The organism is Salimicrobium salexigens (assembly GCF_900156705.1).
Taxonomy (GTDB): domain Bacteria; phylum Bacillota; class Bacilli; order Bacillales; family Halobacillaceae; genus Salimicrobium; species Salimicrobium album.
The window spans coordinates 62,745-80,857 of the sequence record NZ_FTOK01000002.1; the positions used below are offsets into that span (position 1 = coordinate 62,745).

The 18,113-nt window shown below is 45.8% G+C and carries 17 protein-coding genes; 15 read left to right on the forward strand and 2 right to left on the reverse strand.

Going from position 1 to position 18,113, the window contains the following annotated elements; genetic code table 11:
• Positions 1 to 7: 7 nt before the first annotated feature.
• Entirely contained in the window at positions 8 to 943 is a 936-nt protein-coding gene (gene rnhC / locus BW931_RS02530; RefSeq protein WP_076569744.1) for a ribonuclease HIII, read from the reverse strand.
• 143 nt (positions 944 to 1,086) lie between these two features.
• On the opposite strand from rnhC, the gene zapA reads away from it, so the two are divergent.
• From zapA to uvrC, 12 genes are all read left to right on the forward strand, one after another.
• Complete coding sequence (gene zapA, locus BW931_RS02535; protein ID WP_076569746.1) at positions 1,087 to 1,365, forward strand: cell division protein ZapA; 279 nt, start codon at positions 1,087 to 1,089, stop codon at positions 1,363 to 1,365.
• A gap of 1 nt (position 1,366) precedes the next feature.
• A complete protein-coding gene (locus BW931_RS02540) occupies positions 1,367 to 1,921 on the forward strand; it encodes a CvpA family protein (protein WP_008588612.1) in 555 nt (184 codons plus the stop codon).
• A gap of 81 nt (positions 1,922 to 2,002) precedes the next feature.
• Positions 2,003 to 3,718 carry a DNA polymerase/3'-5' exonuclease PolX gene (polX, locus tag BW931_RS02545; protein WP_076570190.1) on the forward strand — a complete coding sequence of 572 codons (1,716 nt, stop codon included), beginning with the start codon at positions 2,003 to 2,005 and terminating at the stop codon, positions 3,716 to 3,718.
• 14 nt (positions 3,719 to 3,732) lie between these two features.
• Positions 3,733 to 6,078 (forward strand): endonuclease MutS2, encoded by a 2,346-nt coding sequence (locus BW931_RS02550; RefSeq protein WP_008588614.1) that lies wholly within the window; start codon positions 3,733 to 3,735, stop codon positions 6,076 to 6,078.
• Positions 6,079 to 6,101: 23 nt separating this feature from the next.
• On the forward strand, positions 6,102 to 6,509 hold the full coding sequence (locus BW931_RS02555; protein ID WP_076569748.1) for a DUF350 domain-containing protein: 408 nt from the start codon (positions 6,102 to 6,104) through the stop codon (positions 6,507 to 6,509).
• 247 nt (positions 6,510 to 6,756) lie between these two features.
• Complete coding sequence (locus BW931_RS02560; protein WP_076569750.1) at positions 6,757 to 8,451, forward strand: AMP-binding protein; 1,695 nt, start codon at positions 6,757 to 6,759, stop codon at positions 8,449 to 8,451.
• Positions 8,452 to 8,525: 74 nt separating this feature from the next.
• Positions 8,526 to 9,113: a TetR/AcrR family transcriptional regulator gene (locus BW931_RS02565; protein ID WP_076569752.1), complete on the forward strand. Its 588-nt coding sequence runs from the start codon at positions 8,526 to 8,528 to the stop codon at positions 9,111 to 9,113.
• Positions 9,114 to 9,130: 17 nt separating this feature from the next.
• Entirely contained in the window at positions 9,131 to 9,898 is a 768-nt protein-coding gene (locus BW931_RS02570) for an enoyl-CoA hydratase (protein WP_008588618.1), read from the forward strand.
• A gap of 18 nt (positions 9,899 to 9,916) precedes the next feature.
• Complete coding sequence (locus tag BW931_RS02575) at positions 9,917 to 10,690, forward strand: electron transfer flavoprotein subunit beta/FixA family protein (RefSeq protein ID WP_008588619.1); 774 nt, start codon at positions 9,917 to 9,919, stop codon at positions 10,688 to 10,690.
• Between the two features lie 29 nt (positions 10,691 to 10,719).
• Positions 10,720 to 11,700 (forward strand): electron transfer flavoprotein subunit alpha/FixB family protein, encoded by a 981-nt coding sequence (locus BW931_RS02580; protein WP_008588620.1) that lies wholly within the window; start codon positions 10,720 to 10,722, stop codon positions 11,698 to 11,700.
• Positions 11,701 to 11,885: 185 nt separating this feature from the next.
• Positions 11,886 to 12,200, forward strand: coding sequence for a thioredoxin (gene trxA, locus BW931_RS02585; RefSeq protein WP_008588621.1), 315 nt, complete (start codon positions 11,886 to 11,888; stop codon positions 12,198 to 12,200).
• Positions 12,201 to 12,297: 97 nt separating this feature from the next.
• Positions 12,298 to 14,094: an excinuclease ABC subunit UvrC gene (uvrC, locus tag BW931_RS02590; protein ID WP_076569754.1), complete on the forward strand. Its 1,797-nt coding sequence runs from the start codon at positions 12,298 to 12,300 to the stop codon at positions 14,092 to 14,094.
• Positions 14,095 to 14,126: 32 nt separating this feature from the next.
• On the opposite strand, the gene BW931_RS02595 is transcribed toward uvrC, so the two are convergent.
• Positions 14,127 to 14,552: a DUF2507 domain-containing protein gene (locus BW931_RS02595; RefSeq protein WP_076569756.1), complete on the reverse strand. Its 426-nt coding sequence runs from the start codon at positions 14,550 to 14,552 to the stop codon at positions 14,127 to 14,129.
• A gap of 265 nt (positions 14,553 to 14,817) precedes the next feature.
• On the opposite strand from BW931_RS02595, the gene BW931_RS02600 reads away from it, so the two are divergent.
• Genes BW931_RS02600 through sdhB form a run of 3 tightly spaced genes read left to right on the forward strand, consistent with a single transcriptional unit; the run spans position 14,818 to position 18,058 of the window.
• Positions 14,818 to 15,441, forward strand: a complete 624-nt coding sequence (locus BW931_RS02600; RefSeq protein WP_008588624.1) for a succinate dehydrogenase cytochrome b558 subunit — start codon at positions 14,818 to 14,820, stop codon at positions 15,439 to 15,441.
• Between the two features lie 41 nt (positions 15,442 to 15,482).
• Positions 15,483 to 17,231: a succinate dehydrogenase flavoprotein subunit gene (gene sdhA / locus BW931_RS02605; RefSeq protein ID WP_076569758.1), complete on the forward strand. Its 1,749-nt coding sequence runs from the start codon at positions 15,483 to 15,485 to the stop codon at positions 17,229 to 17,231.
• A gap of 35 nt (positions 17,232 to 17,266) precedes the next feature.
• Positions 17,267 to 18,058, forward strand: a complete 792-nt coding sequence (gene sdhB, locus BW931_RS02610) for a succinate dehydrogenase iron-sulfur subunit (protein ID WP_076570193.1) — start codon at positions 17,267 to 17,269, stop codon at positions 18,056 to 18,058.
• The last annotated feature ends 55 nt before the right edge of the window (positions 18,059 to 18,113 follow it).

An 18,113-nucleotide genomic window follows, 5' to 3' on the forward strand; every position in this document is an offset into this window, starting at 1 on the left:
AGAAGGTTCATCCTTCCTGAGCTATTTTTTTCGCTTTTGCCGTATTGGCGAAGTGCCACTTCACCACGTGTTTCAAAGTATCTTCTCCGTGAGTTTTCAAAATAGCTGCTGCTGCCCGGTCAACCTTCGAAGAGGCTCCTTTCGGGATAGTTCTGCCGAAATGATGGCTCAGCTTATTCATTTCCTTCACGAATAAGGAGCGGGCGAGTATGGAAGCGGCAGCTACCGGAATCGAATAACTTTCCGCTTTTGTCATAAAATACGTGTTGTTCTCAATTGTTTTACCTGCGGATCGCAGATGCTTTTTATAAATTTCCGGCCTGGCAAACTCGTCTATCAGAATTCCTTCAGGATGTATGGGAGAAAGGTCCTCCCCGAGTTTCGTTACGGCCTGATGGTGAAGCAGGGCTTTCATTTTGCCCTGGGACCATCCCTTTTCCCTCCATTCATTGTATCTGTCGTTGGAAAGACGCATGAGCCGATAAGATATATTCATCTCAACGATACGTTTGGCTATTACGGTTATTTTGTCATCTGTCAGATGTTTGGAATCCTTGACGCCGATTTCTTTGAGCGTGCGTATCTGCTCCTCATCAGCGTAGAGAGCGCAGACGGTGATCGGCCCGAAGTAATCTCCCGTACCGGCTTCATCGGAGCCGATATGCGGACTGTGGAACAGACCGGACGGAGGGTGATATGCGTGAGTTTCTTTCTTTGGATTCCTTTCCTCAGGCATGTGTACCCCCTTTTCCCATTGCCCCGCTTCCTGCTCCGGTGTCTTTCCCTGAAAGACCACTTTCCCCGATTGGTAAGCGGTGATGGAGGCCAGGGATGTGTGAGCCTGGAACACGGCATAGGGGGGCGTTTTCTTTAAATATCGGCTATAGTAGTTTTTCATTTCTTCTATTCTCTCAGGTGTAGTCTTCAATACATAAGTCGGCATAAATCATTGATCCTTTCCTGCTCGTTATGGACTTATTATATCAGACTGTTCGCATCTCGGGTGGGTTGCTTTATATTGCTTTCCTATTTGTTTATCTTCGTGTTAAGATACTAGTTAGGATTGACAAGCAGGAGGGAATGGACGTGTCCCAATCGGATAAAGGAAAAGTGAAAACTACCGTTGAAATTTACAACCGTTCCTATACTATAGTAGGAAATGAGGACGACCGTCACGTTCGTGAAGTAGCAGGCAGAGTGGATGGAACAATGAGAGGGATCATAAAGAATAACCCTCGGCTTGATACCGCTAAACTGGCTGTGCTTACAGCTGTCAACACGATGAGTGATTATATTAAACTGAAAAAAGATTACGATGAACTTATGAGCTATATTCAAAAGTTGGAGAAAGAGGCCGGAGACTGATATGATTATTGATTTATTGATACTTTTAATTTTATTCCTTGGTCTCGTCAAAGGGATGAAGCGGGGTTTCGTGTTACAGCTTTTTCATATCGTCGGGTTCATTGCAGCTTTTCTGACCGCTGTACTGTACTACGATGACCTTGCTTCAAAACTTACACTGTGGGTTCCTTACCCGGAATTTCAGGAGAACGGGGCCTGGGCTATATTTACAGGGGACGTCCCTATGGAAGTGGCGTTTTACAATGCAGTAGCTTTTATACTGATATTTGTGGCGGTGAACGTAGTCATACAGATTATCGCTTCAATGCTTGATTTTGTAGCGGAGCTTCCGATACTGAAATCTCTCAACCATCTGCTGGGTGGTGCGCTCGGATTTGTGGAGAACTATTTAATTCTTTTCATATTCCTGTATATAGCCGCTTTAACTCCTATCATGTTCCTGCAGAACAGCCTGGATAATTCAGTGCTGGCCCCGCTGATCGTTGAATACACACCTATTATTTCCGGGGAGATAAAGTCACTCTGGATGAAGGAGTTTGCAGGGTTTTTCAAATAAGGAATCTCAGAAGAGCCGCCGTGATTATTAACTGTCATAGCGGCTTTTTATGTATAAAGGAGGAGAGTTTGAGTGAGTCAGATAAACAAAAAAAATGTTATAAAATTACTGGAGGACATAGCGGTGTACCTGGAACTGAAGGGGGAGAACCCGTTCAGGATATCCGCTTATACAAAAGCCGCTCAGGCTCTGGAACGTGATAACCGCTCCCTTACCGAGATTGATGACTTCACTAAAATCAAGGGAATAGGAAAGGGAACTTCCACAGTAATCGAAGAATATATTGAAACCGGAAAGTCTCCTGAACTCGAGGAATTACAGGAAGAAGTCCCTGAAGGGCTGATTCCGCTTCTGGATTTGCCGGGACTTGGTGGTAAGAAACTGGCAAAGCTCTATGATCAGCTCGGAATCGTGGATAAAGCTACACTGCAGAAGGCATTGGAAGAGGGGGAGGTGGAAAAACTCGAGGGCTTCGGTCAGAAATCAGCTGAAAAAATGCTTCAGTCTCTCCGTGATTTCGGTACCCGGCCCGACAGGCTGCCTATCGCTTACATGCAGCCTTTTGCAAAAAAGGTGGAAGAATACCTGCATAAGCTGGAGACTATTGAACGGTTTTCACTTGCCGGTAGTATGCGGCGTGTGAAAGAAACGATTGGTGACCTCGATTTTATCATTTCCTCGAAAAGCCCCGGGAAGACGAGGGATGAACTGCTGAAGCATCCTGATATACGGGAAGTGATCGCTTCCGGAGAAACGAAAGTCTCTGTAGTGTTACGCGGAGACTGGGATGTGAATGTGGATTTCCGCATAGTGAAAGATAAGGAATTCGCTTCCACCCTGCATCATTTTACAGGTTCAAAAGATCATAATGTCCTAATGCGTCAAATTGCCAAATCCCAGGGAGAGAAGATAAGCGAGTATGGGGTCGAAAACAGTGATTCCGGAAAAATAAAGACTTTCAAAACCGAGAAAGCTTTTTACGAGCATTTCGGTCTTACCTACATTCCTCCGGAAGTAAGAGAGGGAAAAGAGGAAACAAAACTGTTCAGACAGCCTGTGCCGCTTCTTCAGCCTGAAGATATTAAATCTGATCTTCATATGCATACCACCTGGAGTGACGGAGCCCACTCTGTCGAAGAGATGGCCGAACGATGCAAAGAAAAAGGATATGAATATATAGTGATAACCGATCACTCAAAATATCTCAGGGTTGCGAACGGACTTAACGAATCAAGACTCCGGAAGCAGAGAGAGGAAATCGAAAGAGTGAATGATAAGATGACTGATTTTCACATTTTCTGCGGAGTGGAAATGGATATCCTGCCGGATGGAACTCTGGATTTCGATGACGACTTTCTGAAGGAAATGGATGTAGTGATAGCGTCCATTCATTCCAGATTTTCCCAGTCAGAAGAAGAAATAATGAAACGTATGAATGCAGCACTTGATAACCCGCACGTCGATATTATTGCTCATCCGACCGGCCGTCTGATCGGAAAAAGGCAAGGATACGCGGTTAATATCGAAAAACTCATTAAAAAAGCTGGAGAAACAGGTACCGTTCTTGAATTGAACGCCAATCCGAACCGTCTTGATTTAATGGCTGATAACATAGAGAAGGCTCAGGAAAACGGAGTAATGATAGCCATCAATACGGATGCTCACAATTTCCCTATGCTTGAGGATATGAAGACGGGCGTCGGTACTGCACGCCGGGGGTACATGAAGAAGGAAAACGTATTAAATACAAAATCTTTGAAAGAATTTAAGAAATGGCTTAACGATACTTCAAAATAAAGGGGCACTACTGCATGAACGAACGAATTTTGGGCGTGCTTGAGTTTGGAAAAATAATCGAAAAACTGACCGGTTATGCGGAGACTTCTCTTGGAAAGGATGCGGCTCAGCGTCTGAAACCTTCCACAGAATTGCCGGAAGTGGTGAAACTCCAAAACGAAACAGATGAAGCCCAGCAGGTACTCCGGCTGAAAGGGCATATTCCGTTCGGAGGCATCAGAAACATTAAACCGCATCTTAAACGCACCTCGATCGGAGGTGTACTCTCGGCGACCGAGTGTGTGGACGTGGCGACCACTATCTATGGCGGTAAAGAATTGAAACGCTTTGTAGAAGAAATGGAAGAGCCTGACATGCCTATTCTGAGAGAACTTGTCGACATCATTCATCCATTACCGATCCTTGAGAGAACGATCAGGAACAGTATCGACGATAACGGGGTGGTCATGGACGGGGCATCTGATACCCTCCGTTCGATCCGCAGCAGAATCAATACGTTAGAAAGCAGGCTCCGGGATAAAATGGAATCTTACACGAAGCAGCAGTCCGAAAAACTGTCGGACGCTATCGTAACGATAAGAAATGAACGGTACGTATTGCCTGTAAAGCAGGAGTATCGGGGAAGTATCAAAGGGATTGTTCATGATCAGTCGTCATCGGGAGCGACACTCTTTATAGAACCCCAGCCTGTAGTCGATATCAACAACGACCTGCAGGAGGCTAGGGTGCAGGAGAAAAGGGAAGTGGACAGGATTCTCGGAGAGCTGTCCGAGGCCATTGAAGAAGATCGTCCTATCCTTGCCGAGAATGTCCGGGTACTTGCTGGACTTGATTTCATTTTTGCGAGAGCAAAACTGGGCAGAAGTATGGGAGCAGCTATGCCCGCGATGAACAATGAAGGCAGAATATTGATGAAGCAGGCAAGACATCCGCTTATCTCAGAGGAAGAGGTAGTGCCGAACGACATCGAGCTTGGTACAGACTTCACTTCCATCATCATTACCGGCCCGAACACCGGAGGTAAAACGGTAACACTGAAACTGGTGGGTCTATGTACATTAATGGCACAGGCTGGACTGCAGATCCCTGCGATGGACGGCTGTGAACTTGCAGTATTCGACAACGTTTATGCGGACATCGGAGATGAGCAGTCCATTGAGCAGAGTCTCTCCACTTTCTCTTCCCACATGACTAATATCGTGGATATTCTGGATAAAGTGGATGACTCCACGCTCGTGCTTTTTGATGAGCTTGGAGCCGGTACGGACCCGCAGGAAGGTGCAGCTCTTGCTATGGCTATCCTGGATGAAGTGGTTGATAAAGACGCAAGGGTCATAGCTACGACCCACTATCCTGAGCTGAAGGCATACGGCTACAACAGGGAAAACGTCGTCAACGCTTCCGTAGAATTCAACATCGAAACGCTTGAGCCGACCTACCGGCTATTAATCGGAGTTCCGGGGAGAAGTAATGCCTTCGAAATATCGAGACGTCTCGGCTTACGGGAAGATGTAATCAGTGCCGCCAAAGAAAGAGTGGGAGTCGACTCGGAAAGTGTCGAATCCATGATAGCTTCTCTCGATGAAGCAAGGAGAGAGGCGGAAGCGGACTATGAGCGGGCTGAAGAGATAAGGCGGGAAGCGGAAGAAATTTACTCGGAGCTTAACAGCGAATGGAAACGGTTCGAGGATCAGAAGGAAAAACTGTATAAGAAAGCCGAAGAAAAAGCGAAACAGTCTGTTGATAAAGCACGGGAGGAAGCACAGGGCATCGTAGACGAACTGAAGCAGATGAAGAACTCCTCCGAACTGAAAGAACATGAGTGGATTGAAGCCAGGAAGATGTTCGATGAAGCTGAGCCGGAGCTTACGAAGAAAGAGAAACAGCCGAAGAACAAGCAGTCGAATGAAACAAAGGAACTTCAGGCAGGCGATGAAGTGAAACTTCTTACGCTGAATCAGCAGGGTGTAATTGTCGAGAAAGGAAGAAACGACGAGTATCAGGTACAGGTAGGATCCATGAAAGTAAAAGCGAAAAGGAAGGACCTCGAATTCGTCAAAACGAAAAAGCCGGAACGGGAGAAACAGATTGCACCGGTAAGAGGGAAAACTTCCCACGTGAAACCTGAGCTTGATCTTAGAGGGGAACGGTATGAAGATGCCTTGAACCGTCTTGAAAAATATCTTGATGATGCCCTTCTCGCTGGTTACCCTCAAGTTTCCATTATCCATGGAAAAGGGACAGGTGCCCTCAGACAGGGAGTCCAGTCGCTGGCAAAACGACACTCCAGAATCAGTACGGCGCGTTCCGGTGGTATGAAAGAAGGAGGAAGCGGCGTTACTGTACTTGAACTTAAATGATTATGCAGGGGGAGAGGTGAAACATGGAAGGGTTCTGGGAAATTTCGATCGTGGACACTGCAGCGAGATTCAGTGTGGTCGTGCTATGTATAGTCGTTTTCCTTACTTTATTCGAGCTGGTTACTAAGTATGATAACTGGAAAGAAATTAAAGAAGGGAATCTGGCAGTAGCTATGGCCACCGGTGGAAAAATATTCGGTATATCCAACATTTTCCGTTTTTCCATTGAACATAATGATGCTCTGTTTCTCTCCATCGGCTGGGGAGTTTTCGGATTTCTGCTTCTCCTCATCGGTTATTTCATCTTTGAGTTTTTAACTCCATCTTTTCGCATAGATAAAGAGATTGAAGAGGGGAACCGGGCCGTCGGGCTTCTTTCCCTCATTATCTCAGTCGGTTTATCTTACGTAATCGGCGCTACAATTATATAAGGGGAGACAGTCATTGCGTACATTATCCATTGTAATGATCGTAGTAGCGGTATTGTTTATTGCTGCGGGTGTCATTTACTTAATCTGAGTTCCCGGTTATTTCCGTCTTCGCCCGTCTCGAACATGGCGGGGCGGGAAAAACGGGAATTTATTACTAGGTACATATTATTGAAATATTTGAAAAATCATTCATTTTTTCCCTTCCAGCCGTTATAATGGTAGTAACTCATTTTAAGGAGGGGAAGGAATGACCCAGTCCGAAAAGATATGGCATAAGCATTACCCGAACGAAATCGAGGTTGAGAAAGAGTATGAAGAAAAGCCATTGCATGAGTTTTTGAAGCAGAGTGCCCAATCGTACGCAAAAAAGAAAGCGCTTTATTTTATGGGGAAAGAAATGACGTACGAAATGGTTTATGAGGAAGCTTGTCATCTTGCGGGTTATCTGCAGCAGCTTGGAGTTGTGAAAGGAGACCGCGTTTCCATTATGCTGCCGAACACTCCTCAGTCTGTCATCAGTTATTACGCCGTATTAATGGCCGGAGGAATCGTCGTACAGACGAACCCGCTCTATACGGAAAGAGAACTTCAGTATCAGTTGAAGGATTCCGGCGCAAAAATGATTATATGTCTGGACATCCTCTATCCGAAAGCTGCTTCCGTCAAAAAACAGACAGATCTTGAACATATAGTAGTGACGGGGATTCGGGACTATTTACCTTTTCCTAAAAACACGCTCTATCCTTTTGTCCAGAAGAAAGAATACAAAATGATTGTCAGTCCGGAACATAACGGTGAAACACATTTATGGAAAAACATATTCAAATCGGAAGTACCGGCCGTTACGGAGATCGATATAGATCCGAAAGAAGATCTGGCACTGCTGCAGTACACGGGAGGGACCACGGGTTATCCGAAAGGAGTAATGCTTACCCATTACAACCTTGTAGCCAATACCCGGATGTCCGTGGACTGGATGTATAAGAGCAAAAAAGGGGAAGAAGTCACCCTCGGGATGCTGCCGTTCTTTCATGTATACGGCATGACCTCGGTGATGAACCTATCCATTATGATGGGATTCAAAATTCTCCTTATTCCTAAATTCGAAGTGGAAGAAGTGCTTAAAACGATAGATAAAGAAAGACCTACGCTTTTTCCGGGAGCACTGACTATATATATCGGTCTTTTAAATCATCCGAATATAAATAAATACGATCTGTCATCCATCGATGCCTGTATCAGTGGGTCTGCGCCCCTCCCTGTAGAAGTGATGGAGCGTTTCGAAAACGTGACGGGAGGACGGCTCGTCGAAGGGTATGGTCTGACTGAAACGTCTCCGGTTACCCACTCCAATTTCCTGTGGGGAAGAAGAGTACCCGGAAGTATAGGCGTGCCATGGCCGAACACCGACTCCAAGATTATGGACCTGTCCGGAGAAGGAGAAGCTGAAGTCGGAAGCATAGGTGAAATAGCCGTTAAAGGTCCTCAAGTGATGAAAGGTTACTGGAACAAAGAAGAAGAGACGCGGGAAGTGCTGAGTCCGGACGGATGGTTCAGGACCGGGGATATCGGCTATATGGATGAAGAGGGCTATTTCTATATTGTCGACAGGAAAAAAGATATGATCATCGCCGGCGGATATAATATTTACCCGCGTGAAGTGGAAGAAATCCTTTATGAACACAGTCAGGTTCAGGAAGCCGTTGTAGCCGGAGTGCCGGATCCTTACAGAGGGGAAACGGTCAAAGCTTACGTCGTACGAAAAGAAGGCAGCAGTCTTACGGAAGAAGAACTGAATGAATTCTGTAAACAGCATCTCGCAGTATACAAAGTTCCTAAACTTTATGAGTTCAGAGAAGAACTTCCGAAAACGGCCGTCGGTAAAATACTGAGGAGAAGCCTGGTGGAAGAAGAAAAAGAAAAGCAGAAGAAGCTCAGTTGACAGAATAAATTTTAGTGGGTAGAATGAGAGATGAATGATGGTTCATTCATTATTTCGAAGGCAGGAGAGCAGAGATGAAACAGACGAAGCCAAAATACAGACAAATCATTGATGCAGCGGTCGAAGTTATTGCCGAGAATGGATATCATTCATCTCAAGTTTCTAAAATAGCTAAACGGGCAGGAGTTGCGGACGGAACGATTTATCTCTATTTCAAGAATAAAGAAGATATCCTCGTTTCGCTCTTCCAGGAGAAAATGGGAGTCTTTATAGAAAGAATTGAAAGCGCAACTACTTCAAGACAGACGCCATCCGAGAAACTGCGTGTACTGGTGGAGACTCATTTTGAACAATTATCTGAGGATCACCATCTGGCTGTGGTGACGCAACTTGAATTGCGCCAATCCAATAAGATGCTCAGATTGAAAATCAACTCCGTACTGAAAAAATACTTAGACGTGATTGATGAAATAGTCGAGGAAGGTATCAGGGAAGAAGTTTTTCGCGATAATATTAATAGAAAACTGGTGCGGCAATTGATTTTCGGTACTATCGATGAGGTAGTGACAAACTGGGTTATGAAAGAAGAACGCTATGATATCACTAAGCAGGCGAAAGAAGTACACGAGATGATTGTGGAAGGGCTGCTTAGACGTTCATAGCAGGGGGAGTGGATAGGATGGATACGTTAACTTATGAAATCAAAGGTCAGGTGGCTGAGATCACTATAGAAAGTCCGCCTGCCAACGCTTTGTCCAGTACAATTCTGGCAGATCTCAACGAAATTCTGAATGAACTGGATGCAGAGAAGTCTCTTAAAGCTGTCATTTTAAAAGGCGAAGGAAAATTCTTTTCAGCCGGTGCTGACATAAAGGAATTTACTGAGTTTCAGGGCGGCAAAGAAAATATGTCTTTCAAAGGTCAGGCTGTTTTCGACAGAATTGAACAGTTTCACGCCCCTTTCATAGCGGCCATTCATGGAGCTGCATTGGGCGGAGGACTGGAACTTGCCCTTTCCTGTCACATGAGATTCGTTACGAAGAAAGCGAAACTCGGCCTTCCCGAACTGGGACTCGGAATCATACCGGGCTTCGGAGGGACTCAGCGTCTTCCTCGTTACGTAGGAGATGCCAAAGCTTATGAGATGATTTTGACGGCTGAGCCGGTAAGCGGTGAGGAAGCTGTCAAAATAGGGCTTGCCAACGGAGCGGTCGAGGAGGAGGAACTTCTTGATCACGTAAGGAAAGTGGCGGCATCCATAGCGGCTAAAAGCAAACCGTCTGTGGAGCACGTACTCAGACTTGTGCCGAACGTCTATGAATCCACACTGAATGCAGGATTGAAAGACGAAGCTGAACGCTTTGAAGAGGTTTTCCGCACAGATGACGCTGCAGAGGGTGTGCAGGCTTTTATCGAGAAAAGAAAACCCGAGTTCCGTGATAAATAGAAACTGGAGGGAAATGTAATGAATATTTATGTTTTGCTTAAAAGAACTTTTGATACAGAAGAAAAAATTTCTATCAGCAATGGAAAAATCGAAGACGAGGGTGCCGAATATATCATCAACCCTTATGACGAGTACGCTGTGGAAGAAGCTATCAACCTGAAAGATGCACACGGCGGGGAAGTGACCGTAGTTACAGTCGGTGATGAAGAGGCAGAGAAACAGCTTCGTACTGCTCTCGCGATGGGCGCTGACAAGAGTGTTCTCATTAATACCGAAGATGATCTCGAAGAGGGGGATCAGTATACGACGGTTAGAATTCTTGAGGCTTATTTCAAGGAAAACGAACCGGATATCATTTTGGCCGGTAACGTAGCAATCGACGAAGCGAGCGGTCAGGTCGGTCCGAGACTGGCTGAACGGCTGGATATACCATTCGTCACTACGATTACAGACATATCCATCGACGGAGAAACAGTCAATATCGAAAGGGACGTTGAAGGTGACGTGGAAAAAGTGGAAACAACACTCCCGCTTCTCGTTACATGTCAACAGGGCTTGAACGAGCCGAGATATCCTTCCCTTCCCGGGATTATGAAAGCGAAGAAGAAACCTCTCGAAGAAATTGAAATTGACGATCTTGATCTCGAAGAGGACGATGTGGAAGCAAAAACGAAAACACTCGAAATCTTCCTTCCTCCTGAAAAGCAGGCTGGAAAAATCATCGAAGGCGAACCGGATGAGCAGGTAAAAGAACTTGTAAGTCTTTTGAAGAACGAATCCAAGGTACTGTAATCGGACACAGGAAAGGAGAAGGTTAAGAAATGAGTAAAAATATATTAGTAATCGCAGAAGCGAAAGAAGGCGAACTGAGAAATGTCTCTTTTGAAGCTATAGCTCTTGGCAAAACTCTCAGCGAAGGTGGAGAAGTCGTAGCCACAATCTGTGGAGAAGGCGATCTCAATTCGATGGCGGAAGAACTTATCAAATATGGAGCGGATCGTGCAGTTACCGTTGCAAACGCTGAATTGAAAACGTATACACCTGAAGGCTTCACTCAGGCGTACAAAGCGGTTATCGACCAGGAGAGTCCGGACGGGATCGTTATGGGGCATACGTCCATCGGTAAAGACGTAACTCCTAAACTGGCCAGCCAGCTTGAAACCGGTCTGATTTCCGATGTGACCGAGGTAGAAGAAGGTGATGACGGCTTTGTCTTCACACGCCCGATCTATTCGGGTAAAGCGTTCGAAAAGAAAGTGGTTACAGAAGGTATTACATTTGTGACGATACGCCCAAACAACATCGCTGCTCTTGAAAAAGATGACAGCAGAAGCGGAGATGTTTCTTCGTTGGACGTGGACGTACAAAATATCCGCACCATTATCAAAGAAGTGATCCGTAAAACTTCCGAAGGGGTGGATCTATCCGAGGCGAAAGTAATCGTAGCCGGAGGCCGCGCTGTAAAAGGTCCGGAAGGGTTTGAACCGCTTCAGGAACTTGCCGATGAACTCGGCGGGGCTGTAGGGGCTTCCCGTGCAGCCTGTGACGCAGGTTATTGCGACTATTCACTTCAAATCGGCCAGACCGGTAAAGTTGTGACGCCTGACCTGTATATCGCCTGCGGTATCTCGGGCGCTATTCAGCACCTTGCCGGTATGTCAAACTCCAAGGTGATTGTAGCTATCAACAAAGATCCCGAGTCGAACATTTTCAGTATTGCCGATTACGGTCTTGTAGGTGACATTTTCGAAATCGTTCCTAAGCTTACGGAAGAAATCAGAAATATGAAAGTGAATGCGTAACATCTTATCCGGGGGCTCCTGTCCCCGGTTTATTTGTTTGCGGATAAGTCGTTTGCCGGCAGCGAAACCTCAGCATTTAGCCCCGCTGTGAAGAGTAGTGACATGACCGAAAAACAAAATATTAGTCACGTTCCGTACGCAATGATATACTCAGTACAAACATAAGTTGATAGGAGGATTTATTTATGGCAATTGTAAAAGCAAGTGATCAGAACTTTGAACAGGAAACAAATGACGGTCTGGTACTCGCAGACTTCTGGGCACCGTGGTGTGGCCCTTGTAAAATGATTGCACCGGTTCTTGAGGAAATTGATGAAGAGATGAGCGATGAAGTTAAAATCGTTAAGCTTGACGTTGACGAGAACCAGGAAACGGCAAGTAAATTCGGAGTAATGAGCATTCCGACTCTTCTTCTATTCAAAAATGGTGAAGTGGTCGACCAGATAGTCGGTTTCCAACCGAAAGAACAGCTTACAGAAGTTATCAGAAAACACGCGTAAATTATATAAGCCGTGCTGTGAATTGCAGCATGGCTTTTTTTGACCGGTAATCGCGAACCGTGAAAGCCGCAGTCAAAGCAGAATTGGAGTGAATGGGATGAATCATGTGATTAGTGAGAAATTAGCTGTTCTCCCTGATCAGCCCGGATGTTATTTAATGAAGGACCGACACGGGACGATTATTTACGTCGGAAAATCAAAAGTGCTGAAAAACCGTGTGCGCTCCTATTTCACGGGAGCTCATGACGGGAAAACCCAGCGACTGGTCAGTGAGATAACAGATTTTGAATACATCGTGACTACGTCAGAAATAGAAGCACTTATTCTCGAAATGAATCTCATAAAAAAACACGATCCTAAATACAACGTGCTGCTCAAGGACGATAAAACGTACCCTTATTTAAAAATCACAGCTGAAGAACACCCGAGGCTGCTCGTTACGAGAAAACTGAAAAAAGATAAGGGGAAGTATTTCGGTCCTTACCCGAACGTGGTATCGGCAAGAGAAACGAAAAAGTTGCTGGATCGACTTTATCCGCTCAGAAAATGTAATAAAATGCCGGAACGTGTCTGTCTGTATTATCATATGCACCAGTGTCTCGGACCGTGCGAATTCCCCGTGTCCCGGGAACAGAACCGGGAAATCGTGCAGCAGATTTCCTCTTTCCTAAGCGGAGGTCACGGAGAAATCAAGAAAGATCTGCAAAACAAAATGTATGAGGCTTCGGAAAAAATGGATTTCGAACGTGCCAAAGAGCTGCGGGATCAGGTGAGCCACATAGAGTCGGTGATGGAACAGCAGAAAATGACGATGAACGACCAGGTGAACCGCGATGTGTTCGGTTATGCCTATGACAAAGGCTGGATGTGCGTGCAGGTGTTCTTCGTGCGTCAGGGAAAACTGATAGAAAGAGATGTTTCCATCTTTCCTTTTTTCGACGATCCCGAAGAGACTTTTCTCTCTTCGATTGCGAGTTTTTATCTGCACCAGAATCATCTTTATCCAAAGCAGGTGCTCGTTCCCCTCGGCACGGACACAAACGTGCTCGAAGGCGCTATTGACACGGACGTAAACGTTCCGATGAGGGGCCGCAAGAAAGAACTCGTTGAGCTGGCGGAAAAGAATGCCGAAATTGCGCTGGAAGAAAAATTCGCTCTCATTGAAAGAGATGAAGAACGAACGGTGAAAGCTGTGGATACTCTCGGTGAAGTGCTGAATATAGAAGCCCCTCTACGGATCGAAGCTTTTGACAACTCCAACATACAGGGGACGGATCCTGTATCGGCAATGGTTACATTTATAGACGGAAAACCAAGTAAAAAAGATTACCGGAAGTTTAAAGTGAAAGATGTAAAAGGGCCAGATGACTACGAAACGATGCGTGAAGTGATCAGGCGCCGGTATAAACGAGTGGTAAGGGAAGAAAAACCGCTCCCTGATCTTATACTGATCGACGGGGGCAGAGGACAGATGTCGGCAGCTCAGGACATTCTTGAAAATGAGCTTGGGCTGGATATACCGATGGCCGGTCTTGCGAAAAACGACAAGCATAAAACGAGCGAACTTCTTTATGGCGATCCACCCGGCCCGGTAGACCTGGACAGGCATTCCCAGGCGTTCTATCTCGTGCAGCGTATACAGGATGAAGTGCACAGATTCGCCATTTCCTTTCACCGCCAGCTGCGTGGAAAAGGAGCACTTCAGTCCGAACTGGACGATGTCCCCGGCGTAGGAGAGAAGAGAAGGAAATTGATGCTGAAACATTTCAAGTCGATTCCCGCTATCCGGGAAGCTGATATAAATGAAATAGTGAAGCTCGGCATCCCCGAGCCGGTGGCGCGTACCGTCCAGATTAAATTGAATGAAAAAAAAGAAGAACCGGCAGAAAACTGATGCCGGTTCTTCTGAAATTTTAATTAGACACTTTACAGTTTATAAGCGATAAGGGAGATGGAATGATTTTTTTCATTTATTTCATCCCTGCATTCAAATGTTTCGTTTTTCAACTTACTCAGACACTCGGCAAGGAATCCCGCCTCCAGTTTGGCGTTAATTTGAAATTCTTCCTGGGTGAATCTCTGTTTTACCACGTCTCCGTGCAGGGAGAAGTGAATTTCATTTTTTCCGGATTTCTCTTTTTCAAGCTCTCCCCATCCAAAATCCCGGAAGAATCTGGTGACTTCCTCGTTATTTTCATAAGCGGAGTTCCGCGCTATATTTCTTCCCATTATATATAAAATTTGTTCTGCGTCTTCACCGAGCATGTCAGGCAGGGCAAAGTAGCGAAGAATGTCGAATCCTGCTCCGGTAGTAACGAGCGAGGAAATATTGCCGGTGGTAATACGTGCCATGATGTTCAGCCTCCTTTTTTTCTGTCTATTATTATCACTTGAAAATCAGGTTTGTGCAACAGCCCGGTGGAAAGATTTCCCTTGATCGGAACACTGCCTTCTTGACGGTGCTGACCTATCGCAGTACAATAAGTATGATACAAATTGTACGCTTCCGGATGATAGGAGGGTGATCCTCTCCTTACGTTTTTTTATATTTTAAAGCGCTTTATTATCCGGGGTTGTGTACATAATTTAATTATTCATCATATTGAGGGGGGTAAATATGGCAGCAGGATCACGAGGCTATGTGAACAGAAGATTACATTCATTACTGGGGGTAGTGCCTCTTGGGATATTTCTGTTCCAGCACTTAACTACAAACTTTTTTGCAACACGGGGGCCAGAGGCATTCAATACGGCGGCTCATTTCATAGAAGGATTGCCGTATCGGTATGTACTGGAAATTTTCGTCATCTTTTTACCATTACTTTTTCACGGAATTTACGGAGTTTATATTGCATTCCAGTCCAATTTCAACGTGAACAAGCACGGATATTTCCGTAACTGGATGTTTATGCTGCAGCGGGTTACAGGCGTTCTGACGCTCATATTCGTAGCGTGGCACATCTGGGAGACGAGAGTAGCTGTAGGTTTTGGATGGGAAGAGCTGAACTATCAGTTGATGGAAGATATACTGACACAGCCATTCTTTTTCTGGTTCTACATAGTCGGTGTATTGTCAGTAACGTTCCACTTTGCTAACGGTCTATGGTCTTTCTTTGTAAGTTGGGGCATTACGGTTACACCGAAATCCCAGCGTATTATGACTTACGCTACCGTAGTTGTATTCTTAGCACTGGGTTATGTAGGCGTACGTACGCTGATTCAGTTCGCTTACGGCGTCTAGACAATAGATAAAAGCAGTGATTAAGGGAGTGAACATAAATAATGTCGAATAAAAACATAGTCATCATCGGGGGAGGCCTGGCCGGTCTGATGGCGACAATCAAAGCAGCAGAAGAAGGAGTACACGTAGATTTGTTGTCACTTGTACCCGTGAAACGTTCCCACTCCGTCTGTGCCCAGGGTGGCATCAACGGAGCAGTGGATACGAAAGGGGAAGGGGATTCTCCATGGAAACACTTCGATGACACGGTGTACGGCGGAGACTTTCTTGCTAACCAGCCGCCTGTTAAAGCGATGTGTGATGCCGCGCCCGGAATCATTCACCTGCTTGATCGTATGGGGGTAATGTTCAACCGTACACCTGAAGGGCTGTTGGATTTCCGCCGTTTCGGAGGTACACAGCATCACCGTACAGCGTATGCAGGAGCTACGACCGGTCAGCAATTGCTTTATGCACTTGATGAGCAGGTTCGCAGACATGAAGTGAACGGTCTTGTTACAAAATACGAAGGTTGGGAATTCCTCTCGGCTATCATTGACGACAAAGGAATAAGCCGTGGAGCAGTCGCTCAGGACATCCACAGCCATGAAATCAGAGACTTTCCTGCTGATGCAATGATCCTGGCAACCGGGGGACCGGGGATTATTTTCGGAAAATCCACGAACTCTATCATCAATACCGGATCTGCTGCCGGTGCTTTATACCAGCAGGGAGTTAAATACGCAAATGGCGAGTTCATCCAGATCCACCCTACTGCTATTCCGGGCGATGACAAACTTCGTCTTATGAGTGAGTCGGCACGCGGGGAAGGCGGCCGCGTATGGACATACAAAGACGGGGAACCATGGTACTTCCTCGAAGAGAAGTATCCTGCTTACGGGAACCTCGTACCACGTGATATCGCGACCCGTGAAATATTCGACGTCTGTGTAAATCAGAAACTCGGTATAAACGGAGAAAACATGGTTTATCTGGATCTTTCTCATAAAGATGCCAAAGAGCTTGATGTTAAACTTGGCGGGATTATCGAGATTTACGAAAAATTCGTCGGTGAGGATCCTCGTAAAGTACCGATGAAAATATTCCCTGCTGTACACTATTCTATGGGCGGAATGTGGGTAGACATCAACCAGATGACGAACATCCCCGGTATTTTCGCAGCCGGAGAATGTGATTTTACGCAGCACGGCGGAAACCGTCTTGGCGCCAACTCTCTGCTATCTTCCATTTATGGAGGAATGGTAGCCGGTCCGAGTGCAGTAAGATATTCCGAAGGTCTTGATGAACATGTGGAAGATATGGATAGAGAAGTGTTCGATAAACATCTTCAGACAGAGCAGGATCGTTTCGAGGAAATTATGAAAATGGATGGAGATGAGAACGCCTACCAGATTCATAAAGAACTCGGGGAATGGATGACAGACTACGTGACTGTGGTCCGGGACAACGAAAACCTTCTGAAAACGGACGAAAAGATCAAAGAACTGATGGAACGTTATAAACGTATCAATATCAACGATACGTCCCGTTGGAGTAACCAGGGAGCCATGTTCACCCGTCAGCTTGATAATATGTTGCAACTGGCAAGAGTGATCACCCTTGGAGCTTATAACCGAAACGAAAGCCGCGGTGCGCACTTCAAACCTGAATTTCCGGACCGTAACGACGAAGATTTCCTCAAGACTACAATCGCAACATATGATAAGGAAAACAACGAGCCGATCATCAGCTATGAAGAGGTGGACACGTCATTAATCGAACCGCGTAAGCGCGATTATTCCAAGAGTTAATAAGGAGGTCCTTCATCGTGAGTGAAGAGAAGAATATTACATTTGTCGTCACAAGACAGGATGAACCTGAAAGTGAACCGTACAAAGAAACATTTGTCGTCACAAGACAGGATGAACCTGAAAGTGAACCGTACAAAGAAACATTTGTCGTCCCATACCGTCAAAATATGAACGTCATCTCAGGGTTGATGGAAATCAGAAGAAATCCTGTTAATGCAGACGGAGAAGCTACTACTCCGATATTCTGGGAAATGGGTTGTCTGGAAGAAGTATGTGGTGCCTGTTCCATGATTATCAACGGAGAGCCGAGACAGTCCTGTACGGCACTCGTAGATCAGCTGGAACAGCCTATCCATCTCGAACCTATGAATACATTCCCGGTCACCCGTGACCTTGCCGTCGATCGTAGCCGCATGTTCGACTCTCTGAAGAAAGTCAAAGCATGGGTACCTATTGACGGAACATACGATCTTGGCCCGGGACCGCGGATTGCCGAAACAAAACGTCAGTGGGCGTATGAACTTTCCAAGTGTATGAGTTGCGGTGTATGCCTGGAAGCCTGCCCGAACGTGAACAGTAAGTCCGATTTCATCGGTCCTGCTGCTCTATCTCAGGTTCGCCTGTTCAATTCCCATCCTACCGGGGAGATGCACAAGAGTGAGCGTCTCCAGTCCATTATGGATGAAGAAGGTATCATGGGCTGCGGGAACGCGCAGAACTGCGTAGAGGTTTGTCCTAAGGGAATTCCTTTGACTACGTCACTGGCTGCCCTTTATCGTGACACGGCAGTCGAATCGTTCAAAAGCTTTTTCGGAAGCGATAAATAATTTTTTACTGGAGGCTGTGTCCGAAGTGGACACAGTCTTTCTATTTTATTAAGAT